Raw genomic sequence first — 26,478 nt, 5'->3', positions numbered from 1 at the left:
GTAATTGTTGCCTTGCAATCTGGTAATAAGAAGTTAAAAATCGTACCATACTCTACCATAACTATTCAGAGGTTCTGCTATGAAGCTTTTCTGCGGCAATTCTAATCCATGCCTTGCTGAGGATGTTGCCAATTATTTAAGTATTACTTTAGGCAAAGCAACCGTAAAGCGTTTTGCTGATCAAGAAATTTTCGTAGAATTACATGAAAATGTACGCGGACAAGATGTATTTGTTTTGCAATCGACATCTTATCCTGCAAATGATCACTTAATGGAATTGCTCATCATGATTGATGCGCTTCGCCGTTCTTCAGCACGCCGTATCACAGCCGTTATACCCTATTTTGGCTATGCTCGCCAAGATCGTAAACCTGGACCGCGTACCCCTATTTCTGCAAAACTTGTTGCCAACCTGATTACTGAAGCAGGAGCACATCGTGTTTTGACGTTAGATCTTCATGCCGGACAAATTCAGGGTTTTTTTGATATTCCAGCGGATAATCTCTATGCTGTTCCAGTGATTGCTCGAGATGTCAAGATGCATTATTCTCTTGAAAATGTTATTGTTGTTTCACCTGATGTTGGTGGTGTGGTGCGTGCGCGTGCTCTCGCCAAGCGCCTAAACAGTTTGCTAGCTATTGTTGATAAACGTCGTGAACAACCCGGTGAATCAGAAGTTATGAATATCATTGGCGATGTATCTGGAAAAGATTGTCTTTTGCTCGATGATATTGTTGATTCAGGTGGAACACTCTGCAATGCAGCAAGTGCACTCCTCAAGAATGGTGCCAATAGTGTCACAGCTTACATCACACACGGTGTTCTTTCTGGAAATGCTATCGAACGCATTACAAATTCAGAGATGAAAGAATTGGTGATTACGGATTCAATTATGCCAACACAAGAAATTGAAAAAGCACATAATATTCGTGTTTTACCAATTGCCGACCTCATTGGAGAAGCCATTGCAAGAACAGCAGCAGAACAATCTGTTTCAAGCTTGTTTGGTTAGATTTCTCCTTTTGGGTCTCCTGGTGCTGTTTCTATAGAAAGATCAGGAAAAGCGACAATACGCTGACCACTGAAATGTGCGTGTATAACAACGAGTCCACGTTCTTCAAAGTAGGTTAAAAGCCGACGTGCCCGACTTAAAGAATGGGTTCCATAAAGACGTGCCAAAGATGCATCTGATGGGCATGGGCTCCCGCTCAAAGCGGCCTGTGCTACATTTAAGAAAACACCTTGAACATCATCTTCCAAACTTTCTGATAGACGCAAAATGCGTTTCCAATTTTCACTTTCAGCGATTTCTTTATCAACACAAGCCTGAGCAATAGCCAATTTACGCCGAAATTGTGAGAGATTTAAAAGATTTCCTGACAAACCATGGATACGACAACGAACTAAAAAATCTTGATAAAGCACCGCTGTTGAACGATAAAAAGCCTCAGGATCATCAAGAATTTCCCGAATAATATGCTCTACCTGACTATCACGCTCCACCACAGAGAGTTCAGAGAATAAGCTTGGTACTTCTTCTAACAATTCTTGTTTTTTATGTACAGCCTCTTCTAACCTCTCATGAATTGATTTTTCTTTCACTAGCTCTCGTGCTGGCTCTCGCGATTGTTTAAATGGAGTTAAAACTTCCTCTGGCGAAGCAGTAAAAACGAGCTCTTTTGCATCAACTCGTTCAGTAGGGAGTGGCATTAATTTTGGACTAGAAGAACGCGCCAATGTTTCAACAGAACCAATAATAATAGGCAAAGGACGTCGTGATAAAGCAGGACCTAAAGCTATAAAATGCCCCCGCTCAAGATCCCTAAACATTTCTGCTTGACGACGCTCCATTCCCAAAAGATCAGCAGCACGCACCATATCAATATCTAAGAAAGTTCGTCCTATTAAAAAATTTGACGCTTCAGCAGCTACGTTTTTGGCAAGCTTAGCCAAACGCTGTGTAGCAATAACACCGGCAAGACCACGTTTACGCCCCCGACACATAAGATTGGTCATAGCACTAAGAGAAATCTTACGTGCTTCATCAGATACTTCTCCCGCAGCAGTTGGAGCAAACAATTGGGCTTCATCAACCACAACAAGCATGGGATACCAGTGATCACGTTCTACATCAAACAGTGCGCCAAGAAAAGCACCCACAGCACGCATCTGTTGTTCAGTATCCAAGCCTTCAAGATTAAATACAACCGAAACCCGATGTTGGCGAATCCTATGGGCAATACGTGTCAATTCTAGTTCGCTGCGTTGAGCCTCAACAACAACATGACCAAATTTATCTGCCAACGTGATAAAATCGCCCTCTGGATCAATTACACAATGTTGTACCCAAGAAGCACTTTGTTCAAGAAGTCTTCGAAGAAGATGTGATTTTCCTGAACCAGAATTTCCTTGCACAAGAAGACGTGTCGCCAATAATTCCTCAAGATCAACGAATGCTGGCATCGGCTGACGCAAAGAATTCCGTTCTGCCATCTCACCCAAGGCAACCTCAACCTTCATAACATCTCCAGTATTTGCTTTTGAATTATCAGCTCTATCTTTACCAAACAAACTATACTTGTAACATTTTCTCTTTCTTAACGGTAGAAATCATCGATTTTTCCCACAACTCTTGCATCTGTGAATGGTTTGAATTATAAAACGAACTTCTGCGTAGACACCCTTGGAGGCAACGCAGAATGGAGCGATCGCTGCTTAGGCAACGCATATCTTCATATTCATACAAAAACTGTTGTTGGTTTTTGGTGGATCTCCAATCATGTAAAAGGACTTAAATTATGAGCAAAAGCTATACTCTTAAGGCCGAAATACGCGAGCGGGTTGGTAAGGGGTCCTCCCGTGAACTTCGCCGTAACGGTCTTATTCCAGCTGTCATTTATGGTGATAAAAAACCACCTTTGGCAATCGCAGTTCCCTATAAAGACATTTTCTACAAAATTCATGCTGGTGGCTTTCGTACCACCGTTGCAACTATTGCAATTGGCAAACAAAAAATTATGGTTCTGCCGAAAGATTACCAATTGAATCCCGTGCGTGATTTTCCCTTACACGTAGATTTCCTACGTATTTCAGAAAAATCCGTTGTGGAAGTGAATATTCCTGTACACTTCCTCAATGAAGATACAGCTCCCGGACTTAAAAAGGGAGGTGTCCTTAATATTGTTCGTCACGAAATTGAATGTACTGCTCCAGCCAATGCTATCCCTGAAGCCATTGAGATTGATCTCTCTAGCTATTCCATTGGTGATTCTATTCATATTTCAGCAGTGCAACTGCCAAAGGATGTTACTCCGGTCATCCAAGATAGAGACTTTACTATCGCAACCATTGCTGCTCCTGTAGGCATGGATGTCAGTGATGAAAATCACGAACAAGAGAATGACAAAAACAACGAAACAAATTAATAAATTTTACTAGGCGGGAAAAATTCCCGCCTTAACTTATGAGACATTTACTAATTTCTCACGTTTTTAAAGTAATTTCTTTTACTTTAATCAACCTCTCGCATTTTGACTGAAGGTGCACATGTGGCTTATTGCTGGTCTTGGCAATCCTGGTTCACAATACCAAAATAACCGTCATAACATCGGTTTTATGGCTATTGATGCCATTTACCAGTCTTTCTCTTTTTCTCCATGGTCGAAAAAATTTCAAGCCGAAATCGCTAATGGTCTCATAAATGGTGAAAAAACCTTTCTTATCAAACCTCAAACTTTCATGAATCTCTCCGGACAAGCCATCGGTGAAGCCTTGCGATTTTATAAATCAGATTTAAATCATTTGATTATTATTCATGATGAACTAGACTTAACACTAGGAAAAATACGTGTAAAAATCGGCGGAGGGAATAATGGACATAATGGTATAAAATCCATCGATGCCCATTGCGGTACTAATTACTACCGTATACGCTTAGGAATCGGACATCCTGGTTCTAAAGATCTTGTCCACCAACATGTTCTAGGAAATTTCACAAAATCCGATCAAGAATGGTTACCCCTTCTTTTAAAGACGCTTGCAAAAAACATGAATCTCCTCTTAAAAGGTGATAAATCTCTCTTTATCAATGAAATCTCACAAACAATGAAAAACATACAATAATAGTACTCTTCTCTAACACAAAACAATCAACACTGTTTTGTGCAATTTCTATGCATAGCTACTCTTTTTGAGAAGAAAAAGCATATACAGAAAATCAACGTAATTACATAAAGCTAACCAAGCTTATTCTTTTGGGAATTAATAAAATCCATTTGGACGAATAGTTGACTGCAGTGGATCATAACTCTCTGACTGTTGACTTAAAAATCTGGATGTATTCTCGTTGTTTTGTACCACCACGCGTGCACCAACGGAAACACGATTATAAAGATCAATAATATCTTGGTTAAGTAAACGAATACACCCACTTGAAATAGCATGACCAATTGACCAAGACTCATTTGAACCATGAATGCGGAAAAGCGTATCCTGCCCATTTTTGAAAAGATACAGTGCTCGTGCTCCTAGTGGATTATCAGGTCCTGGTGGCATTCCTTTTCCCAAATGACCATAACGTTCTGGTTCTCGAGCCATCATTGCTGTTGTAGGCACCCAACTTGGCCATCGGCGCTTGCGTTGTATAACTGCCTCACCTTCAAATGCTAGCCCTTCCTTACCAACTCCAATACCATAACGCAAAGCCTTTCCATTTTCACCAATAAGGTAAAGAAAACATTCCTGCGTATCTATAACCAATGTTCCAGGTGGATAAGAGGTATAATAAATCACTTCTTGACGCCAAAATTTTGGATCAATTGTCAAAAGATCAACAGCCGGTAATAAATAAGGCTCATTCGTTACAGGACCATATAATGCCTGTATTTCTTCTGGAATGCGTCGCACTTGTTGAGAAGAAATAAACGACAAATCTGACTGATACGTAGCACATCCAACCAAAGCCAAAGGTGCTGCGATTAAAAAAGCACGACGAGATAACACTCTTATATTTTCTCCAATTAATTCTTACGCAAACTTAATATATTATGAAAAACTTAGCATATTATTAACGTTAATTTGAAATTACCTTATGAGAAAGATAATGAAAAGTCTATTATCCCTCTCAAGGTAGACTTTTTTCTTCTCTGTAACAACAGGATGCTATAACTGTTCTTAAAATATGCTATAAAAATATAAAAAACGTTACCTTAATCAAAAACAATAGAAAAGAAGACAACTCATGGGTTTTAAATGCGGTATTGTGGGATTACCTAATGTTGGTAAATCAACCCTTTTTAATGCGTTAACAAAAACAGCCACGGCGCAAGCTGCTAATTATCCTTTTTGTACAATCGAACCCAATACTGGTGAAGTCGCTGTTCCAGATTTTCGGATGGGGAAAATTGCCTCTATCGCTGGTTCAAAAGAAATCATTCCCACACGCATCAGTTTTGTTGATATTGCTGGACTTGTACGTGGGGCTTCAAAAGGTGAAGGTTTAGGCAATAAATTTTTAGCCAATATCCGTGAGGTTGATGCCATTATTCACGTTTTACGCTGTTTTCAAGATGAAGACATTACCCATGTAGAGGGGCGTATTGATCCTGTTTCTGATGCCACAACTGTTGAAACGGAACTTATGCTTGCAGATCTTGAAAGCCTTGAGAGACGAATCATACAAATTCGTAAACGTGTAAGTGGAAAGGATAAAGAGGCTCTCACAATTCTTCCCATTATGGAAGCAGCATTAAATTTACTTCAGAAGGGAAATCCTGTCCGGTTATTACTCAAGGATATCTCTTCTGATGAACGCCGCACCCTTGATAGCCTGAATCTTTTAACTTCTAAACCTGTGCTTTATGTGTGCAATGTAAGCGAAAATGATGCCGCTCATGGAAACAACTTTACCCAATTGGTCGAAAAAATGGCAATAAAGCAAAATGCTCAAAGTATTATCATTTCTGCATCCATTGAAGCTGAAATCGCCCAACTTAATGAAGAAGAAGCCTCAGAGTATCTTCATGCCTTAGAACTCCTTGAACCAAGTCTAAACCGCCTCATTCGCGCTGGTTATTCTCTGCTTGATCTCATTACGTATTTCACCTGTGGTCCTAAAGAAACACGAGCATGGACAATCACACGTGGCACTAAAGCACCTCAAGCAGCTGGTGTTATACACTCAGACTTTGAACGTGGTTTTATCCGTGCCCAAACCATCAGCTATGATGATTATATTGCTCTAGGTGGAGAAAACGGTGCAAAAGAAGCAGGAAAAGCTCGTGATGAAGGCAAAGAGTATATTGTTCAAGACGGTGATATCATGTTGTTTAAACATAATACCTAATATCCACTTCATCTCGATATCTCATATCTTGTGCAATAATAGGTTTTTGTGATGAAATTATCACCAAGACTTCAAAAAATGTTCTTCATAAAAACAGCATCCTTATGCACAATGATTGCAATTATTTCAAAAATAAAAAAATAAAAAAGCAAATAGCATGTTTTTATAAAAATAATGTATCGCACATATTGAACGAAAGCAGCAAACTTGAACGAGAGCAGTAAACACTGTAAGCTTGTCTCATCTAGAACCATTTTTGTGATCAATCTCCTTTGTACTTATCACAAGGAGAATTAATGTATTGAATAAAAATTGCTTTTAAATAATAGCTTTTAACGTTTCAATGCAAAATCTATCACGACATTGACAGTTGAAAAATATAACGGTACCTCAGCATTTCACAAATGCCAAATAAATAGTACATAATAAATTTTACATTGTATTCTTATAAAGACTTTTACAATATTCCTTGAAAACACCATAATGAAATGGGCTTTGGAGCAACGAGAAACGTCTTTCTCAAACAAAAAAATATCTAAGATAAATACATGGTGTAAAACAAAAACATCATGTTGCTAAACGTGAATATCTCGCATGTGTGCTGTTTAAATATTATATATTTCTCAGCACAAATAAAACAGCATTTTAAAGTAAATTATGAAAAAATCTTCAAAGAATGCTTTCTACCAAAAACAACTGCTATCATTCATCATGACAACAGCTGTTTTATCCTAATAGAGGAAGGAAAAATTAGCGTGACCAACGCCCTTCATATTTAAATGTAGGAGCTTCCTTTAAGGAATTCTTTGTAGCATTCGTAATCAGCTTCCACTGACCATAATCATTTGTCATCTGAATTGTTTCTGGAGAAACAACCACATAGCTTTCTCCTATGCCAAGGAAACCACCAACAGCAACAACAAACCCTGCAATATTATTTTCACGCAGAATAATATCTTTTACTTCACCAATATTTTCATTTTCTATATTATATACATTTGCACCGATAAGACTTGAAGCAACAAAATCTGTTTCTAAAGGTGTAACATAACGCACAGACATCTCTGATCCTACCTGTACGATACCCGTTGCAGAAATCACCTCAGACATAGAAGGAATCTCGAAAGACTGAGCATAAGTACTAGAAACCATCAAAACTGACATAAGAGCAGTATATACGATTTTCTTCATTTTAAATCTCCATTTTTACTTTGCTTTTACTTGACAAAGTCTCAATGCATTATAACAAGATTTGTTCCCTATACTCTTTCAAGACCAGCGCCCTCATCTTTCTCTTTTTTAGTCTTTCATTTCCTTCTCAAACTCCTTTTCTAAACCACGCCAGATGCAAATTTTTAAAATATAAACAAGCCCTCCAAAAATGATTAAAAACAAGATAACACGAAAACCTGTTTTTTTACGAATCTCCATATGAGGATCAGCAGCCCACATTAAAAAAGCAGAAACATCGCGCGCATATTGCTCAACTGTTTCTGAAGCTTCATCATCATAGGAAACGATACCATTTCTCAAAGGAGGTGCCATAGCTAAAGTATTACTGGCAACAAAATAAGGGTTGTACCAATAACCATCAGCAATCTTTGTGTTCTCTGGCACCTTCTGATATCCCGTTAAAAGAGCTGTAATATAATCTGGACCAGCAGTATTATAATGAGTTAATACATCAAAAATAACAGCAGGAAACGGCAAAGATACGGCGCGCGCACGTGCCATCAATGACAAATCTGGAGGATAAACACCATTGAAAATAAATCTTGCTTCTTCTTCATTGGCGAAGGGAGAAGGAAAATAATTTGTTGAGACACCAGAGCGTTTAAAAAACTTTCCTTCTCGATTAGGACCATCGCTCACTTCATATTGCCTAGCAAATTCCTTAATTTGCTCCTGATTATAACCAAGAGCCTTTAAATCACGGAAAGCTATATACTTTAACCCATGGCAACTAGAACAAACCTGTCTATAAACCTTTAATCCACGCCGTAATTGCGCCTTATCATAAACCCCAAATGGACCTGAAAAACTCCATTCCTGTTTTTTAGGGGTACGTAAAGGAAAAGAAACAAACTCCTCCTTTTGATCAGAGATATTACCAGCAACACTCTGAAAAGGAAAGCTCATCACTACTATAATAATCAATCCAATAAAAGCATTCACCATAGTTTATTTTTTTTCTTTTTCATATCTTCAGTTATTGAAGAAGGAAGCAAATAACTCTTTTCAAAAATGGGTAAGATCGGCAAAACAATCAAAAAGAATGTAAAATAATAAACCGTAGCCAATCGCGTCCATAAGAGAATGCTATCACTTATTTCTTGTGATCCTAACCAACCAAGAAAAACAACATCGATAACGAATGCCCAAAAGAAAATTTTATAAAGAGGTCGATATCTTGCCGAACATATTTTAGAGCGATCTAACCATGGAACAAAAAACAAAACGAAAACCGAACTTGTTAATATAACAACACCCAAAAAAGTTGATGAAAGAGCACCAATATTAAAAGTTATGGCACGTAGCATTGCATAAAAAGGTAAAAAATACCACTCTGGAACCACACGAAGAGGTGACTTTAAAGGATCGGCAGCGCTATAATTTTCAGCCTGCCCCATATAATCTGGCATATAAAACAAAAACCAAGCAAAAAAAATCAGAAAAACAGTGATAGCAAAAATATCTTTGACAAACGCATAGGGTGCAAAAGGAACAGTTTCCTCATCTGATTGTATTGTAAGACCGGTTGGATTGCCTTGTCCAACATAGTGAATTGCAAGAATGTGAATCCCTACTAGAAAAAGTAAAATAAATGATAAAAAATAATGGAACACATAAAAACGGTTAAGTGTAGGCTGTCCTACGCTATAACCACCAAGAAGTGCCTCATGTAACCACCCCCCCACCAAAGGAATAGCTTTTAGAAGACCAGCAATCACTGAAGCCGCAGAAACGGACATCATCCCCCAAACCAGTACATAACCAAAAAACGCTATTGCCATCATGAGTATATAAATAAAAATGCCGGTAATCCAAACCACTTCACGCATATTTTTATAAGAACCATAATAAAGTCCGCGCGCTAAATGAATATAGGCAGCAATAAAAAAGAACGAAGAACCCACACAATGCCATGGGCGAAAGAGCCAACCAAACTGCCCCTCACGCCTAAAACGTTCCCCTGTTTCAAAAGCCAAGTGAACATCTGGCACATAATGGAGTGCTAATACAATGCCAGTTAAAAACTGTGATAAAAGCATAACGGTCAAAATACCGCCAAATGTATAAAAATAATTAAGATTACGTGGAACAGAAAAAACACCAAATGCATTGTGAAAAAAACGAGGGAAAGGCAAACGCTTATCAAGCCAACGGGCAAGAGAACTTTTAGGAATATAGGGACAAGATTTCACCATCGCCTTATCCTATTTTTAGCAAAGTATCAGAAAGGAACTGATAAGGTGGAATAGCTAAATTATAGTTAGCAGGACCTGAGCGCACTCTTCCAGCCGTATCGTAAACAGATCCATGACATGGGCACAACCACCCACCAAAACTGCCTGATTGTCCAAGTGTCACACAGCCTAGGTGTGTACAAAGATTAATGACAACAAGCCAATTTTCTCGCCCTTTTCCTGCCGAACGTGCAAAATCCGTTGCTTCTTCTTGACCTTCAAGATTGGGATTGCGTGCTTGACTATCTTTAAGAACACATAATTTCGTAGCGCGTGCTTCAAAAATTTCATTAGCAGTGCGGTTGCGAATAACGACAGGCTGTCCACGCCACTTAACTGTTATGGACATCCCCTCTTCAATACCTGAAAGGTCAACCTCAACGGAAGAAGATGCCAAAGTATCCTCATCAGGACGCAACTGCTGGATAAAAGGCCAAGCAACCATACCAGCCCCAACTGCTCCTGTAACACCGGTCAGCAAAAACAAAAAATCCCGTCTTTTCTGATCACTCATTATCTTAAGAGCCTATTTTCTAAAATATTTTTTCTATCATACCCTTCCTCATTGTACAATCCATGATCATTCAGTTCCCCAAACCCATAGAAAACATTTCAGAAAAGAATTTCCTGCCATCTATGTAATTTATTCTCTTCTTATCTCTTCTCACTAAACAAAATTTCAACAAACAATAGCACATCCCTTCTCCATGTTTCCTAACTTAAACATTTTTAAATTTCGTAAGAGAATACCGTCAAATCTATTATCTGTTATTTACCATGCCACCCATGGCAAAAAGCAAAAATATTTTCAAAATAAGCAATATAACAACAGTTTTCAGTCAATTTATGCCATATTAAAAATCTTCATCCATAGGAAATAATTTATACAGAAATTATCTCTATTCTAATATCCAAATTCCACCTATAATCGCTTCAACTCCTTATTAAAACCATGAAACTTGGCAAAAATAAACAATAAATCCATTTTATACCCAAACAACCTCACAAGCCACTTTATCAACATAACCAACTTCTCACACTGCTAAAAATCTAGTGTCTATCATGAAATTTCACGAGAAAAGTCATTCTGAACTTCCCTTGACGAGAAGCAATTCTCGTAATCATCTAAATCCGTATATAGAGAAACAAATTCGTATATAGAACGAATAGACCATGATCATCTTTTCCGCTTACCTCATAATAAGCCTTGGTCGGAATTTTTTCCATGAAATCTAGAGTGAATAACAGATAAATGCAAAAATTATATATTTTGCATTTATATTTTTTGAATAAGCCAAAGAGCTTCTTTACAAATATAAATAAAAAATCATACTACATGGAATATGACACTTCACATTGCTCTTTTTCAACCCGACATTGCTGGTAATACTGGAACAATTTTGCGTCTTAGCGCCTGTTTTGGTTTACATGTACACATCATTGAACCAGCCGGATTTAATCTATCAGACCGCAATCTTAAACGAGCGGGTATGGATTATCTCGAATATGCCTCACTAGAGAGACATGTTGATTGGCAACATTTTGTATCCACCATGAAACACTTCAACCGTCGTCTTTTGCTTTTGAGCACAAAAGCCAAAACATGTTATACGCAAATATGCTATCAAAAAAACGATGTCTTACTTTTTGGTCGTGAATCGGCAGGAGTTCCTGATTATGTTCATGAATCCATTGATTTTGCATTGAAAATTCCCATGCAACCACATGCACGTTCTTTAAATCTTGCAATGAGTGTGGCTATAACAACAGGAGAAGCGCTTCGCCAGATTGTTATGAGTGGAAAAACAAACACCTCATAAAAAATATTACCTCCCCTTAATGGATTAAGTATATCGATAAAATGGATTCAACATATGGATAAAAACACTCATTTTTGTACATAATCTACAGTTTGCAAAAAAAATATTCCTACCCTATTTTTACAGAGCATTGCAACATTCAGCTATACTTCTAGAATAGGCTTCAAGTCTCTTTTACGGACACAAAATATCAAGCTCTAGAGAGACAAATGAAGGTTGGACCACATAACACACCGCCGTGTTATTTCCACTCCTAATTTGCAAATAATAAGAGAACGGTTTTATTAAAGATAATAATCAAATTATCTTTGCAAAAATCAGTATTATAAATCAATTTTTTCTAATAATGCACTACGATCCATCGAAAATCCGCCTTCAATCCATATTTTTTCTAGCTCTTTGAGTTTTTTTCCCAACGAAACTCCTTTCGTCAAACCTTTCTGCACCAAATCCTTTCCATTAACAGGAAAAGTAGGAATCTGCCAATTTTGAGCAAGTTGATAAAATCTAATATAATTTTCTGCTTTTTGCGAAACCCCACTTTTCTCGAACGCATCAACATGTGATGCTGCTATAGAAAAAGATAATTGATCCAAAACCGGCTGTCGACCGTGAAAATAAATCAGTCTTTGCACAAAATTCTCTGAACAATTTTGGCTAATGGTTTCCAGCTCTGCCCATTCCTTTAACCGCCTTGCTTCCTTATTAGATAACCGCAAACGCTGTGCCATTTTATGAAGACGTGTAGGATCAGAAGGAAGAAGACTTTCCAGCCGCAACAACGGATCGATTTTCCAGCCGAGATCCTGTTCTGCTTTCACAAGTGCATGGATCGCATCAATCCCCCATTTTTCTGTTTCAGGAAAAATGCATGTTAAAATTCCACTTTGGCGCATCCATAAAAGAGCACGCGTTGGATCTAAAGCTGTGAGAAGTTTTTTCATCTCTCCCCAAACACGCTCAGATGAAAGTTTTTGCAAACCATGTTTTAAACAAACACATGCTTTTAACCCTTGCGCATCTGGTCGTCCCTCTCCATACCAAGCAAAAAAGCGAAAAAAACGCAAAATTCGCAAATAATCTTCGCAAATACGATTTTCTGCAATACCAATAAAGCGTACTGTTCGGCTGGCAATATCATCCAACCCACCCACATCATCATAAAGGCGACCAGAAGCATCACAATAAAGTGCATTAATGGTAAAATCCCGCCGTTCAGCATCTTTCTTCCAATCACGACCGAATGCCACTTTTGCATGACGACCATCCGTTTCAATATCAGAGCGAAGCGTTGTAACTTCATAAGAACATGACTGAGAAACTACCGTAACAGTACCAAATGCCACACCTGTAGGAATAGCTTTAAATCCTGCTTTTTCTACACGCGCTATAATTTGCTGAGGCAAACAAGTTGTAGCAATATCAATATCATGAAGAGGCTGCCCTAACAGCTGATTGCGCACAGCCCCACCCACAATACGAGCTTCTTCACCATCCAAAGACAAAACGTGAAGAAGTGTTTGTATATCACTCTGTTGTAACCACTCAACTTGTTTAAAATTTTGTCTTATACTCACTCTTTAACCTTTCAAAAATTTTGCTCTTTGTATTAAAATAGGTATCATCATGAAAATAATACTTCTCACGCCTCCTCCTTACAAAACAATCTGTTTATTCCAAATGAATTGCTTTGTATGTGTGCGAATATAAAAAAAACAACATATTACTCTTCTTTTCTTTTCATTTTCTGCTACAAATCATAAAATGTTCATTATCATGCAGAGAAAATTATCGATTTTGCTACAAACGCCTTAAGGAAAAAATATGAGTCAACCCGATACATCACCCAAATCTCTTAAAAAGGCCCATCTCAATCATGAAGCTCAAATAGTCATTGATGATATTGATACAGCCTACAAAGAATTAGATATTCTACAACAGGAAATTGACAAAGTTATTTTTGGGCAAAATCACGTGATTGAATATGCTTTAATAACTATTTTTGCTGGTGGACATGCCCTTCTTGTCGGGGCTCCAGGACTTGCTAAAACGCGTCTCGTTGCAACTTTGGGAACAGTATTAGGACTTGATGAAAAACGCATTCAATTTACTCCAGACTTAATGCCATCAGACATTATCGGTTCTGAAATTATGGATTCAGATAAGAATGGCAAACGTTCTTTTCGCTACGTTCAAGGCCCCATTTTTACCCAACTTCTCATGGCTGATGAAATCAATCGTGCCTCCCCTCGCACACAATCAGCTCTTTTACAAGCCATGCAAGAATATCATGTCACCGTTGCTGGTACTCACTATGATTTACCACAACCTTTTCATGTGCTTGCAACCCAAAATCCTCTCGAACAGGAAGGGACCTATCCACTTCCTGAAGCACAACTGGATCGCTTTTTGATGCAAATTGATATTGACTATCCCGATCTTACAACAGAACGGCGTATCATTTTAGAAACAACAAAAGAAAAAAAACAAAACGTAAAACCAATTTTATCAACCAAAAAACTGCAAAAAATTCAAAAAATCGTTCGTAAAATGCCGGTCTCTGAAAATGTTATAGAAGCTATTCTAAAGATCGTCCGTTCTGCCCGCCCTCATAAAGACAACACTCTTGCAAACAGTTATGTTTCTTGGGGACCTGGTCCGCGAGCATCGCAAGCACTTTCACTTTGTGTCCGCGCCCGTGCACTTTATCATGGACGTTTAGCGCCCTCCCTTGATGATGTTGAAGCATTAGCTTACCCTGTATTACAACACCGCATGGCGCTCAATTTTTCTGCACGTACTGAGGATATAACCGTAAAAGATATTATCAATAATCTTGTGAAAGACGCTCTTTAGAAATGACCATTGGCAAAAAAATTTCAACAAATTCCCCAATGTCACTTGCAGCTAAACTGCATAAAGATACGGTGAAAATGCCGAATTTTCTTCTGCAAGCGCGTCGGATTGCCAATACAGTAATCACTGGACAACATAGACAGCGTAAACAGGGGAGCGGAGAAAATTTTTGGCAGTTTCGTCCTTATGTTGAAGGAGAGTCCATCACACGCATTGATTGGCGTCGTTCAGCACGTGATGAACATACTTATCTGCGCGAACATGAATGGCAAATGACACAAACGGTTTGGCTATGGACTGACCAAAGTGCATCTATGCATTACTGTTCACGTTTTTCTCCAATCTCTAAGGGTGATCATGCCATCATTCTTACTCTTGCATTGGCATTACTGCTTGCACGAAACAGCGAACATATCGCTATCCCTAACCTCATGCCCCCCACAATGGCATCCAATGTTATAGAACGCATAGCGCTTGCTTTGACTAAACACCAAAATGAAAATCCATTTCCAGATTTTTCAACGATTACGCGCTTTTCACAAGCCATTATTATCAGTGACTTTCTCGATCATCCCGAAAAAATCATTCAACATTTAACTCTTTTATCTACAAAAAAAGTCACTGCTCATTTAATTGAAATTGCTGATCCAGCAGAAGAAAATTTTCCCTACACAGGGCGTACAGAATTTTTTGATCCTGAAACAAAAGAAAAACATATTTTCGGAAAAGCAGAGACTCTTCGTGAGCGCTATTGCAAGCTGTATCAAGCAAGACGACAAGAATTAGCCAACTTTTGCGCACGCCAAGGATGGACCTATCACGTGAGCATAACAAACAAACCCTTCACAGAAACCATTTTGCATCTTGCAAACAAAATGGAAAACTCTCCATCTCATGTTAGGAGGTTGCTGTGAGTTTTGCCTCTCCCTTGCTATTACTAGGACTGTTATCTCTACCAATTATTTGGTGGTTATTGCGCATAACACCTCCATCTCCGCGTAAAGAACTCTTTCCTCCTTTGCGCTTTCTGCCAAAACCAACCAATCAACAAGAAACTGCAAAGCATACACCTTGGTGGTTATTGCTGTTACGGTTAACTATGGCAGCGCTAATTATTATCGCTTTGGCGCGCCCTATTTGGAATCAAAAACCAATTATACTTTCCGGATCTCAACCCCTTGTACTCATGATCGATAATGGATGGGCATCTGCGAAAGAATGGAAAAAACGTGTTTTGGTTGCCCAAACCCTCCTTGCACAAGCAGAAAAATATCAGAAAGATGTTTATTTTCTTGCGACCGCTGAAAATGATACCTCTCATCTAGGCCCATATCCTGCAAAGGTCATAAAGCAACAGTTAATGCATCTGTCCCCCCGCCCCTTACCTGTCAACCGTATAGATGCACTGAAAAAGCTGATCGAAATAACCAAAGACACTCCCCTTGACGTTGCTTACTTAAGTGATGGATTACAAACAAATGAAGATGATCAAACTTTCGCTCTGATTGAACAATTAAAACCAAAAACATTCTTATGGTACTCATCGGATATTTCCGGTTTAACCGGCATAACAGCTATAGAGAATGACAATGGAAACATGGCAGCACGCATCATCCGTTCAACAACACACGGCACAACTCCAACCACATTAAGTCTTTACGATTCAACCAATCAGCTTCTCGGTCAATTTACAACAAACTTCTCTGAAGGAGAAACAACAGCGCTTGTTCCCTTCAATGTACCGCTTGAACTGCGCAATGACATCGCTTGGATAAAAATCAATAACCAAGCTCATGCTGCTGCAACTTTTTTAATAGATAGCCATAACAGAATAAACCGTGTTGCTCTTCTTTCACCCAATATCAATGAAATGGCACAGCCTTTGCTTTCTCCATTTTATTACATTATCAAAGCATTACAAAATCATACACAACTTATTACAGCTGATGGAAAAGAACTTTCAACAGATATAGATCATTTACTCAAACAAAATCCTTCTGTTTTCATTATGGGCGACATTGTGAACATGTCAGAAGAAGCAGAACAAAAACTCTCTGATTTCGTGAATAAAGGGGGAACACTGATCCGCTTTGCAGGAGAAAATCTGAGTACCGCAGAACACCATGATAGTCTACTTCCAGTTCCTTTACGTCCTGGAAAACGTTTGCTTGGAAGTATTATGTCTTGGACAAAACCGCAAAAACTTGCACCTTTTACAAAAAATAGCTTATTTTTTGATCTCTTTTTTCCAGAAGAGGTTACTGTCTCACGTCAAATCCTAGCAGAACCAAGCCCAGACCTTTTTGAAAAAACATGGCTCAGTCTTTCTGATGGAACACCCCTTATTACAGCAGATAGACGTGGCAAAGGAACACTCATTCTGATTCACATTTCTCCAGACCCCACATGGTCAAATCTGCCTCTTTCTGGATTTTTTGCACAAATGTTACAAAAACTAATCACATTAAGTGCCTATGAAAACACTAACCCAACACACATAAAAAAAGAAACGACAATACAAAATCCTTGGCGGACAATAACCACAGATGGACAATTACAGACACCTTTCTCCCACGTTGTTCCCTTGGTCCTTGATGCTCAATCCCCACCTCTTCCCTCCTATCGTACCCCACCTGGACTATACGGTGTAAAAAATAATTTTTATGCACTCAATCTCTTCAATCCTTCATCGCGCTTGTTGGAACAATCGTCGCTGCCTTTTCCGAATAAGAATCCTTTATCCTACGACACAAAAGAAAAGCATCTTATTGGTCCACTTTTAGGGTTAGTGCTTTTATTATTTGCCTTTGACAACTTTTTAGCTTTATGGATGGGAAGAGCTTTTTTCTTCAACCGACGGAATCATGCGCTCCTTTTCCTCCCTCTTACCATAAGTCTCATCGTCTTATTTTCACATGTTCCAACAGTTCACGCACAAAGCCTAGAAAATCACGATGAGACCATAGTACAAGCAGCTGGTGCTACGCATCTTGCTTATATCATCACCCATAACCATGAAATTGATGCAACAAGTAAAAGTGGTTTAGAGGCTCTCAGCCAATTTATCGCAGAACGTACAATGCTTTCACCCGGCTCCGTGATAGCACTAGATCTCGATAAAGATGAGCTCGCTTTCTATCCTCTTATTTATTGGCCAATTGATGCAAACAGCCCTGTACCAACGCAAAAAAGCCTTGAAAAAATAAATCACTTTATGAAACATGGAGGCACAATTTTATTTGACACACGCGATCAGATAAATACCAACCTTGATCTTGAAGGAACAGCCACTCCAGCAACACAAAAATTACAAGCCATCATAAAAGGATTAAATATTCCAACTATTGAACCAGCATCAACAGATCATGTTGTTGCGCGTTCTTTTTACATTATGCCAGATTTTCCTGGTCTCTACCGCGGTTCACCTTTGTGGGTTGAATCATCATCAACGAATAAAAAAAACAAAAACTCTCTTGCCAGCGGTGATAATGTAAGTTCCATCCTGATCACTGCGAATAACTTTTCTGGTGCTTGGGCACTAAACGAAAAAGGTATGTGGAAATATCCGCTTATTCCAAATGATTCAATGCAACGCCTATGGGCATTTCGTGCAGGATTGAATATTGTTCTTTATGTACTCACAGGAAACTATAAAGCTGACCAAATTCATGTTCCAGCACTTTTAGAACGCTTTAAAAGAGAAAGAAGGCAATGATACCATTTTTAACTTTTCAGCCTTTTTTACCTCTTTCTTGGATTCTCTTATTAGGGGGGGTATCTATCCTTTTTGCCATTATTGGGCTCGTAACACAGCGCCAAGGATCTCTATTACGTCTTATGGCATTGATCTCACTCATTCTCACTTTGCTTAATCCAATGATTATAAAAGAGCAGCGAGAACCGCTTAAAAGTACTGTAGGCATTGTCATGGATCGCAGCAAAAGCCAAACATTTGGTACACGTACAAACGATAGTGACGAAGCGCGCGCGCAATTAACCGCTGCCTTAGCACATTATCCACAATTTGAACCACGCTTTATTGATGCTGGAAAGCTTGACGACAATCAATATGCGCCCTCGACGAATTTGTTTCATACCTTAACACAAGCAATATCAGATATCTCACCGTCTCGTTATGCAGGAACAATCTTTATCACCGATGGGCAAGTGCACGACATTCCACAAATTTCAGACCTTCATCATCAAGCCCCTGTCAATGCTCTTATAACAGGGCACGTAGATGAATTTGACCGCCAAATTAAAATTCTTTCTCCCCCTCGCTTTGCCCTTATCAATAAACCACAAAAACTTTCCATCTTAGTAGAAGATAAAGGACAACCTCAGGGAGCTTTACCAACGCAAGCAAATATTACTGTAAGCGTTAATGGACAGGAAGTAGGCCATTATTCCGTAACCCCTGGCAACGTTTTTCAAACTGAAATTACTCTTCCTCACGCTGAAAAAAACATCATCCAAGTTGCCACCGATACGCACAAAGGTGAGTTAAGCTTTGAAAATAACCGTGCAATAGCTATTATTGAAGGAATCAGAGAAAATTTACGTGTCCTTCTTATTTCAGGTGCCCCTTACAATGGAGAACGAACATGGCGTGATCTTTTGAAAGGTGACTCCAATATCGACCTTGTTCATTTTACTATTTTACGTCCTCCCAACAAAGCAGATAATACGCCATTAAGTCAATTATCACTTGTCGTATTTCCTACAAAAAAGCTTTTTGTTGAAGAAATTGATAATTTTGATCTCATCATCTTTGATGGCTACCAACATTCTAATGTTCTCCCATTAATCTATTACGATTATATCGCTCAATATGTACAAAAGGGTGGTGCATTGCTGATGGTAACAGGACCTGAGTTTACTCAACAAAACTCACTTGCAAGAACACCTTTAATCAGCATCCTTCCCGCATTACCCAATGGTGTTATTCTTCAAAAGCCTTTTCGCCCGCAGTTGACTAAAGAAGGTGAACGTCATCCTGTCACAAAAGGTCTTGCAACACCTTCTTATCCAACCTCTCAATGGGGACGATGGTTACGGCAAATTGCCATTCAAGACTCGCATAAAGGCATATCTCTCATGAAAGGTGCTGATGAACAGCCACTTTTGCTTCTTTCTCATGTTGGTAAAGGACGTGTAGGTATGTTGCTTTCCGACGAAAGTTGGCTTTGGGCAAGAGGTTTTGAGGGAGGAGGTCCTTATGCAGCTCTTTATCGTCGCATTGCCCATTGGCTTATGAAAGAACCAGAACTTGAAGAAGAAAAATTAAGTGCCACCAGTGACCATCACCATTTAACAATTCGTCGCCAAACACTCAAAGATTATCCAGAACCCGTTGAAATCACTTTTCCCTCTGGAAAAAAAGAAAAAGTTGCTCTTAAAAAAGAACAAGAAGGCGTCTTTACGGCAGCTATAAATACCGATGAAACAGGAGTTTTTACCATCAAAAATGGTGATTTAACAACACTTTCTTCTACAGGAATGCTTGATAATCTCGAATTGTTTGACTTAATTTCAACGCAAGAAAAGCTTGCTCCTATCAGTCAACATACTGGCGGATACACCACGCGTTTACACAATAAAGAAAAAGAAGATATACACCTCCCTCCTCTCAAGCTGGTTCGATCACAGAAAATTCCAAAATCCTCTCTTGCTCACTCGATTGTTCTCAAAGAAACAATGGAAACCCGCTTAATTGATACCCTCTATTTTTCGGTCTTTTCTGGTTTTTTTGCATTATTCGTTTGCCTTTTACTGTTGAACAGCATGTGGTATCGTGAAAGTCGCTAAAACCCTGAAAATTTATCCTATAATTTAAAAGGCACCTCGTTGTACAAAAAAATGAACACAAATAATTTGAGCAATTACGTGCAATATCATGCTAGTTTTTGTATGTAAAAATCAATGAAACATGGACATTTCGAAAATTTTTGTTATATTTTCGACAAATCATTTTTTTATTTCCTCCCCCTCTTTCCTCCAAATACAGCAGCTTGTCTTACAGTTTCTTATTGCCTAAATTGTTTTCAGCGCTATGCTACCATCTATGTTTTATCTTGCCCATATATCGGATGTACATCTTTCACCTCTGCCACAACCTTCCTTATTTGAACTTTGTGGAAAACGCTTTACTGGCTATCTTAATTGGCAAAAAAAACGTAAAGGACAAATGGCAACAAATGTCCTAGAAATTTTAATGGATACCTTAAAAAAGATCAATCCTGATCATCTTGTGATCTCTGGTGATCTTGTTAATCTTTCTCTTGATAAAGAATTTGAACAAGCACGTCATTGGTTACTTAACCAAGGACAGCCCCAAAATATCTCCTTGGTATTTGGCAATCATGATGCCTATGTTTGTGGAGCATTTCAAAAAGCCTGTACTTTCTTTCAACCTTGGATTACAGGTGATTTCCCTCAAAAGTCTTCTTTTCCCTTTCCCTATATGCGCATCCGCAATAATGTCGCTATTATAGGTGCTTCTTCAGCCATTGCAACACCACCTTTTCAAGCATCTGGTTACTTCGGCAAAAAGCAAGCACAAGCTTTAACACAGCTTTTACAAGAAGCAGCGGAACGCAATCTCTTTCGTATCGTCATGATACATCACCCCCCCTTTTATCATGCAACCTCTTGGCATAAAAAATTGTGGGGAATCGAGCGTTTTTTAAATGTTATCAAAGATTACGGTTGTGAACTTATTCTTCATGGGCATACCCATTTACCAACGTTGAATAGTCTCGAAAAAACAATGAAAAATATTCCTATTGTTGGTGTTTCTTCTATATCTCAAGCTTTTGGTGACAAAAAACCACCAGCAAGCTTCAATTTATTTGCTATTGAGCGTGTTCACCATCAATGGCACTGCCAGTTGCGCCGTTATAGTCTTATCAATCCAAAAAATGAAATAGCCTGTACTGAAACAATCGATCTTTAACACTTTGTTTTTCTAAAAATACAAAAAACAAAATATCTTTTAGCTAATCCTCAATAACAATATTATTGAAAAAGCCTTTTTATATAAAAGGAATGATCGTTGTACCTGGAGGCAACTTAGCCTCATCTTCCGGTTCTACATGAATAGAAATACGCACATTATTAAACTCTTTTTGAAGAACAGATTCAATTTTATCGCAAATTTGGTGAGCTTCTCCTACAGACATTACCGCTGGTACAACCAAATGAAACTCTATAAACGTAACTCTACCAGCAACACGCGTGAGCAGATCGTGGACTTCAAGTGCACCATGTGCATTTGCAGAAATTAGTTCACGAATCCGTATAGTTTCGTTCAATTCAACCCCCACATCCATTAATCCTTGAACAGCACTATGAATCACCTTCCATCCTTGTAAAAGAATATTAACAGAAACGATTATTGCTAAAATTGGATCTACAATGCCCCATCCCCCGACAAAGCCAGCAATTAAACCAATTAAAATAGCAAGTGACGTAAAAACATCTGTTATAAAATGTACTCCATCAGCTTTAAGAGCCGGTGAACGATGAATTTTCCCCTGCTGAATAAGAACAAAACCCCACAGATAATTTATAACACTCGCAACAAGATGAATAACGAGCCATATGCCAGGTTTTTGCAACAATTGAGTTGTAGAAAGGGAAATCCATGCTTCTCTTAAAATGATCACTGCCGCAATAATAATCAGTATCCCTTCAAGAATCGCAGAAAAATATTCTGCCTTATGGTGTCCGAAAGGATGATCGTGATCTGCCGGCTTCATACTTACTTTAATGGCCCACCATGCTGCCAATGTTGCAAATATATTTACGATTGATTCCAAAGCATCCGAATAAAGTGCAACCGAACCAGTAATGGTATATGCCCAATATTTCAAAGCAAAAACGATACAAGCAACAAAAATAGAGTATAGAGTTAAGCTTTGCAGATTGATCTTTACGTCCATAACTACACACCCTTCTTTTTCACGCAACAAGGAATAAGACTTTTAACTATAGAGCAATATTTTGATATGTTGCTAATATCACAAAAACTCTGGAATATAGCAAAGTGACTCTCACAACTCACCATGATCATTTCCTGAAGATCCCCTGTTATATGATAGAATAAACTGGATATATAACGTAGATATTATGCAAACAAGATATGAATAACCTTTGAAAGAAAGCAAATCTACGACCTCCATTATCAATAGAATAGCTTACAGAACACCTAGCCGATGATTGAAAAATAACCTGTTTTTTTATTCAAATAGCTTACATTTATGCGTTTCTTATAAAATTTTTATGATCATCAAATCAATGAACAAGTGAAAATAGCATAAAAAGGTTTCCCAGTGCACTGCCACAACCCTACACCGCGATCGAACCAAAAAACACGATCGCTAAAACAACATAAAAATCCATTTTTAGAAATGAAAAAACACCCCTATAAAAAAGAATCTGGGCATTGGGGACCCAGATTCTTTTCCCTTAATAACTAAGGATATACAGAGCTTAGGAAATAGCGGGGACCCAAGACTCTATAACCGATACGAACACAATACATTATGACGCACTCGGCATTTTTATATTATACCTATAGTTGTGCTTTGTCAACATAATTTCTACTATAAGTTTAAATAATATTTTTTTTATCTTTTTATTCAAAAATAAAGCAACAGTTTAACATCTGGCAATTTAGAAAAAACAGCATTAAAAGCTCCATATGCACTTGAATATCACAACAATCTACGAAGCTAATGATCCATGTCTGAAAGACTACCACAATATTCGTGAAAAAGATCTTGTCGGACGAAAACAACAATTTATTGCTGAGGGAAAAGTAATATTGTCAGCATTACTGCATTCAAAAAAATTTTCTCCCCTCTCCGTGCTCATAGTAACAGAACGCCTTCCTAGACTTATGCCTCTTTTAGAGCGCAACACATTGATTTATAATGATAATTCACTGTTTTGTATGTTGAATGAGAGTCCCAATATCGTAAGATTCTCTCATTTCAAGTCTGTGTATGTTGAATCAATTAAAACTATACCCTTGCACGTCAAAAGCGGGGCTGGTGTGTGGGTAAAATTTATACAAGAAAGGACTAAAAATGGCTCTTATGAACCGTCTTAGTGCAAGATCTGTCGCAACATTGGGGGCTGGCAAATATAATGATGGTGCTGGCTTGTTACTTCATAAGCGTAAAGATGGAGGTGCTCAATGGCTTTATCGTTATACCATTCATGGGCGTCGTCGCGAAATGGGCTTGGGGGCATTAAGACATGTCTCTTTAAAAAAAGCCCGTGAATTGGCAAACCAATGGCGTTCTGTTTTGCATGAGGGTCGTGACCCCATTAAAGAACGTGAGAAACAAAAGCGTGAAGCAATAAGCAATCTCCATTACTTAAAAGATATTGCACTAGATACTTTTGAAACTCGGAAAGCTGAGTTAAAAAATGATGGTAAAGATGGGCGTTGGTTTGCGCCTTTACAACTTCATATTCTCCCCAAATTAGGCTGCTTTCCCGTTTCTGAGATTACACAAACAGAGATACGCGACACCCTTGCCCCCATATGGCATACAAAAGCTGATACTGCTCGGACAGCATTGATACATCTCAAACTTTGTCTCAAACATGCAGCTGCATTAGGGTTGGATGTTGATTTACAAGCAGTAGAAAAAGCACGCGCTCTTTTAGGCAAACAACGCCATAAAACACAAAACTTTCCAGCTATGAATTGGAAAGATGTCCCTGCCTTTTATAAAACGCTTTGTCAAACAACAACCTTAACACAACTGGCTCTGCGGTTGCTTATTCTGACAGGTGTTCGCGCAAATCCTTTGCGTCATATTCATAAAGATCAAGTTGATGGTAATATATGGACTATCCCTGCTGAAAATATGAAAGGAAAGCGTGATACAACAAAAGAGTTTCGTGTACCCCTATCATCAGAGGCATTAGATATTTTAAAACAAGCGCGGTTGCTTTCTCGTAATGATTTCTTTTTTTCTGCAACTGGTCGCGGTCCCCTCGCTGCAAATTGTATGGCTCAATATATGCAACAGACTGGACTAAACGCCTGCCCGCATGGTTTTCGTTCTAGTTTACGCGATTGGCTCGCTGAAACAACCGATGCCCCTTATGAGGTCGCTGAAACCATTCTAGCTCATACGGTCGGCGGTAAAGTAGAGCGTGCCTATCGTCGTACTGACTATTTAGAACAGCGCCGCGTTTATATGGATAAATGGGCGGCTTATGTCACTGGTCAATCTTAAGATATGGGGTAATTTACCCCATCATCTGTGGATAACTTTCTCTCTCTTCTCTCTCATTCTTTCTCAATAAGACTCATAAATCATCACATAAGAAATTGTATGATAAAATACTGTTTTCTATAAATAAAATACCTTCAAAAATGAACCAAAATGTGCTTAATAAATGCTTATGATTTGTTTCTATTTTTTGAGAATGAAAGGATTTTAAAATGACAGAAAATGATATTCTTTTAACAGACCGTGAAAGTGCAAAATTGCTTCATATGAGTGTCTCAACTTTCCGACGTCATGTCACCAATGGATCTTTACCAAAACCTTTAAAATTTGGTTTTTTATCGCGTTGGTTACAATCGGATCTTCTCAATGTTATCGAGCAAGCAAAACAGCAACGTCAAAATGACGCGGCATAAAAAAACCTTGTCACGTAAGAAATCAGCCTCTCATTGCCAATTTTATTCCCCGCATTCTCAGCAGCCCTCACAACGGCTTCTTTTAAAATACGAGTCATTTTGTTCGGAATGCCTTTTACCCGCCCAAACCGGCTCTTGGAGGTACATGCTTTTTAATTGGTTGTGGAGCCTTTTCCGTATTTTCTGATGTCATAAAATACACCCTCCGAATAATAAAAAAAACCACATTTGCAGGGATTTTTAACTGTACTTCACCCTCACTTAGATACAATACACCTTAGTACAGTACTGTCATTAAATACGATTTGCTACATTTTGTCAACATAATAATAACACATATTGATACATTCAAAGGGAATCGGTTAAACAGCGCTTATGAATAATTAAGGGTTTAAAATGATGAAATCATTATCCATAACACGCATCATAACATTTATAGCTTTCTTTTCTATATCAGCGCTACCTGCATCAGCGTCATTTGAATTTATAGACAAATTGACGCGTATGTTTACAAGTGTAGATACTATAGAGAAGTATAATCAACTTTACAATAAATACGCGAGTAAAGAATATACTGGCTTTACGCATTTTAATAAGCTAAGCCAAGCACAAGAATTTGTATACAGCCGTGGCCATCATAAGATGCCTTCCAAATTTGATCCTGTATTGCATCGTCACGTATTCGTTATTTTATGTGGACGCTTTGTGAATTTATTGCGGGGTGAGTATAATGAGGAAATGTCATGGGCAATGCTACCCACTGTAATAAGTATTTTACGCCGTGACCATAATTGGAGTGAAAGAGATTTTATTTGGGCATACAACATGTCAAAGAACGACAAAGATCCAATGATTTATTATGCGAAACGATTGCTTAAAACTTCGGAGTACCATAGCATTAGCCCACAAACACAAATGATAGTTGTAGTATCTGACGTAAGCACTCACGATTATAAAAACACTGAACAAGTCGCTCGATTTTGCAGGGACTTACAAACGATATACAATATGATGAAACCGTAATAGAAATTGTCATTTACGATCAAAATGTTTCTGAAGCACATTAAGAGCAACGCGCAATGAATTCACAAGATGTGGCAACATCTGATCTTCTATAACTAGATACTGTAGCGCTGCATAAAGATTATACTGTCTATAGAGGCATTGCGCTTCTCTTAGTGCCTCTTGCATATTGATAAACTGTTCTGTTGCAAATTTTACCCACTTATCTCTTGCTTGATCATCAGAAGATGACGGCATTTCGTCATAAACAGCGCTTGGCAAGCCCTTTGCACAAAGGTAATTATTTCTTATCTGTAGATA

General features: G+C 38.4%; 21 protein-coding genes and 3 pseudogenes. 14 read left to right on the top strand and 10 right to left on the bottom strand.

Annotated elements, in window-relative coordinates:
* The first annotated feature begins 79 nt into the window (after window positions 1-79).
* On the top strand, window positions 80-1,012 hold the full coding sequence (locus ABID39_RS01745) for a ribose-phosphate pyrophosphokinase (RefSeq protein WP_354185434.1): 933 nt from the start codon (window positions 80-82) through the stop codon (window positions 1,010-1,012).
* Here ABID39_RS01745 and ABID39_RS01740 read toward each other — a convergent pair.
* A complete protein-coding gene (locus tag ABID39_RS01740; RefSeq protein WP_354185432.1) occupies window positions 1,009-2,520 on the bottom strand; it encodes a helicase HerA domain-containing protein in 1,512 nt (503 codons plus the stop codon). The genes ABID39_RS01745 and ABID39_RS01740 overlap by 4 nt on opposite strands.
* Before the next feature lie 278 nt (window positions 2,521-2,798).
* Here ABID39_RS01740 and ABID39_RS01735 point away from each other — a divergent pair, with 278 nt between their 5' ends.
* Complete coding sequence (locus ABID39_RS01735; RefSeq protein WP_354185430.1) at window positions 2,799-3,425, top strand: 50S ribosomal protein L25/general stress protein Ctc; 627 nt, start codon at window positions 2,799-2,801, stop codon at window positions 3,423-3,425.
* A gap of 121 nt (window positions 3,426-3,546) precedes the next feature.
* Entirely contained in the window at window positions 3,547-4,122 is a 576-nt protein-coding gene (gene pth, locus ABID39_RS01730) for an aminoacyl-tRNA hydrolase (protein ID WP_354185428.1), read from the top strand.
* Window positions 4,123-4,260: 138 nt separating this feature from the next.
* Here the strand turns inward: pth and ABID39_RS01725 are convergent, their stop codons facing one another.
* On the bottom strand, window positions 4,261-5,001 hold the full coding sequence (locus ABID39_RS01725; protein ID WP_354185426.1) for a L,D-transpeptidase: 741 nt from the start codon (window positions 4,999-5,001) through the stop codon (window positions 4,261-4,263).
* A 238-nt stretch (window positions 5,002-5,239) separates the two neighbouring features.
* Here ABID39_RS01725 and ychF point away from each other — a divergent pair, with 238 nt between their 5' ends.
* A complete protein-coding gene (gene ychF, locus ABID39_RS01720) occupies window positions 5,240-6,343 on the top strand; it encodes a redox-regulated ATPase YchF (RefSeq protein WP_354185424.1) in 1,104 nt (367 codons plus the stop codon).
* Window positions 6,344-7,093: 750 nt separating this feature from the next.
* Here the strand turns inward: ychF and ABID39_RS01715 are convergent.
* The 4 genes from ABID39_RS01715 to petA form a co-directional block, all read right to left on the bottom strand.
* Window positions 7,094-7,534: a PRC-barrel domain-containing protein gene (locus ABID39_RS01715; protein WP_354185422.1), complete on the bottom strand. Its 441-nt coding sequence runs from the start codon at window positions 7,532-7,534 to the stop codon at window positions 7,094-7,096.
* Between the two features lie 108 nt (window positions 7,535-7,642).
* Complete coding sequence (locus ABID39_RS01710; RefSeq protein WP_354185420.1) at window positions 7,643-8,521, bottom strand: cytochrome c1; 879 nt, start codon at window positions 8,519-8,521, stop codon at window positions 7,643-7,645.
* On the bottom strand, window positions 8,515-9,771 hold the full coding sequence (locus ABID39_RS01705; protein WP_354185418.1) for a cytochrome b: 1,257 nt from the start codon (window positions 9,769-9,771) through the stop codon (window positions 8,515-8,517). Before ABID39_RS01705 ends, ABID39_RS01710 begins: the two co-directional genes overlap by 7 nt.
* 4 nt (window positions 9,772-9,775) lie before the next feature.
* Window positions 9,776-10,324, bottom strand: coding sequence for a ubiquinol-cytochrome c reductase iron-sulfur subunit (gene petA, locus ABID39_RS01700; protein ID WP_354185416.1), 549 nt, complete (start codon window positions 10,322-10,324; stop codon window positions 9,776-9,778).
* Window positions 10,325-11,153: 829 nt separating this feature from the next.
* Between petA and ABID39_RS01695 the strand changes: the two genes are divergently transcribed.
* On the top strand, window positions 11,154-11,630 hold the full coding sequence (locus ABID39_RS01695) for a tRNA (cytidine(34)-2'-O)-methyltransferase (protein WP_354185414.1): 477 nt from the start codon (window positions 11,154-11,156) through the stop codon (window positions 11,628-11,630).
* 323 nt (window positions 11,631-11,953) lie between these two features.
* Here the strand turns inward: ABID39_RS01695 and ABID39_RS01690 are convergent, their stop codons facing one another.
* Window positions 11,954-13,207 carry a CCA tRNA nucleotidyltransferase gene (locus tag ABID39_RS01690; protein ID WP_354185412.1) on the bottom strand — a complete coding sequence of 418 codons (1,254 nt, stop codon included), beginning with the start codon at window positions 13,205-13,207 and terminating at the stop codon, window positions 11,954-11,956.
* Window positions 13,208-13,454: 247 nt separating this feature from the next.
* Here ABID39_RS01690 and ABID39_RS01685 point away from each other — a divergent pair, with 247 nt between their 5' ends.
* From ABID39_RS01685 to ABID39_RS01665, 5 genes are all read left to right on the top strand, one after another.
* Window positions 13,455-14,486 (top strand): AAA family ATPase, encoded by a 1,032-nt coding sequence (locus tag ABID39_RS01685; protein WP_354185410.1) that lies wholly within the window; start codon window positions 13,455-13,457, stop codon window positions 14,484-14,486.
* 2 nt (window positions 14,487-14,488) lie between these two features.
* Window positions 14,489-15,400 carry a DUF58 domain-containing protein gene (locus ABID39_RS01680; RefSeq protein ID WP_354185408.1) on the top strand — a complete coding sequence of 304 codons (912 nt, stop codon included), beginning with the start codon at window positions 14,489-14,491 and terminating at the stop codon, window positions 15,398-15,400.
* The gene (locus ABID39_RS01675) at window positions 15,397-18,201 is read left to right on the top strand and encodes a DUF4159 domain-containing protein (protein ID WP_354185406.1); all 2,805 of its coding nucleotides are present in this window, start codon (window positions 15,397-15,399) and stop codon (window positions 18,199-18,201) included. Before ABID39_RS01680 ends, ABID39_RS01675 begins: the two co-directional genes overlap by 4 nt.
* Window positions 18,198-20,294 carry a glutamine amidotransferase gene (locus tag ABID39_RS01670; protein WP_354185404.1) on the top strand — a complete coding sequence of 699 codons (2,097 nt, stop codon included), beginning with the start codon at window positions 18,198-18,200 and terminating at the stop codon, window positions 20,292-20,294. Before ABID39_RS01675 ends, ABID39_RS01670 begins: the two co-directional genes overlap by 4 nt.
* A 244-nt stretch (window positions 20,295-20,538) precedes the next feature.
* On the top strand, window positions 20,539-21,441 hold the full coding sequence (locus ABID39_RS01665; protein WP_354185402.1) for a metallophosphoesterase family protein: 903 nt from the start codon (window positions 20,539-20,541) through the stop codon (window positions 21,439-21,441).
* A gap of 79 nt (window positions 21,442-21,520) precedes the next feature.
* On the opposite strand, the gene ABID39_RS01660 is transcribed toward ABID39_RS01665, so the two are convergent.
* Window positions 21,521-22,429, bottom strand: coding sequence for a cation diffusion facilitator family transporter (locus ABID39_RS01660; protein WP_354185400.1), 909 nt, complete (start codon window positions 22,427-22,429; stop codon window positions 21,521-21,523).
* A 761-nt stretch (window positions 22,430-23,190) separates the two neighbouring features.
* Here ABID39_RS01660 and ABID39_RS01655 point away from each other — a divergent pair.
* From ABID39_RS01655 to ABID39_RS01645, 3 genes and pseudogenes are all read left to right on the top strand, one after another.
* Window positions 23,191-23,406 (top strand): annotated as a pseudogene (locus tag ABID39_RS01655) (TrmH family RNA methyltransferase); the annotation flags it as partial.
* A gap of 172 nt (window positions 23,407-23,578) precedes the next feature.
* Entirely contained in the window at window positions 23,579-24,745 is a 1,167-nt protein-coding gene (locus tag ABID39_RS01650) for a tyrosine-type recombinase/integrase (RefSeq protein WP_354185398.1), read from the top strand.
* 209 nt (window positions 24,746-24,954) lie between these two features.
* Complete coding sequence (locus tag ABID39_RS01645; RefSeq protein ID WP_007346825.1) at window positions 24,955-25,155, top strand: helix-turn-helix transcriptional regulator; 201 nt, start codon at window positions 24,955-24,957, stop codon at window positions 25,153-25,155.
* A gap of 5 nt (window positions 25,156-25,160) precedes the next feature.
* Here the strand turns inward: ABID39_RS01645 and ABID39_RS01640 are convergent.
* Window positions 25,161-25,348, bottom strand: a pseudogene (locus ABID39_RS01640) (hypothetical protein); the annotation flags it as partial.
* 206 nt (window positions 25,349-25,554) lie between these two features.
* On the opposite strand from ABID39_RS01640, the gene ABID39_RS01635 reads away from it, so the two are divergent.
* Window positions 25,555-26,178: a hypothetical protein gene (locus tag ABID39_RS01635; protein ID WP_354185619.1), complete on the top strand. Its 624-nt coding sequence runs from the start codon at window positions 25,555-25,557 to the stop codon at window positions 26,176-26,178.
* A 9-nt stretch (window positions 26,179-26,187) separates the two neighbouring features.
* Here the strand turns inward: ABID39_RS01635 and ABID39_RS01630 are convergent.
* A pseudogene (locus tag ABID39_RS01630) lies at window positions 26,188-26,478 on the bottom strand (hypothetical protein); the annotation flags it as partial.

The organism is Bartonella japonica (genome assembly GCF_040545385.1).
GTDB classification, from domain to species: Bacteria; Pseudomonadota; Alphaproteobacteria; order Rhizobiales; family Rhizobiaceae; genus Bartonella; species Bartonella japonica.
Note: the sequence above shows the minus strand (reverse complement) of the source record. Positions and strands in the feature narration are given on the sequence as shown.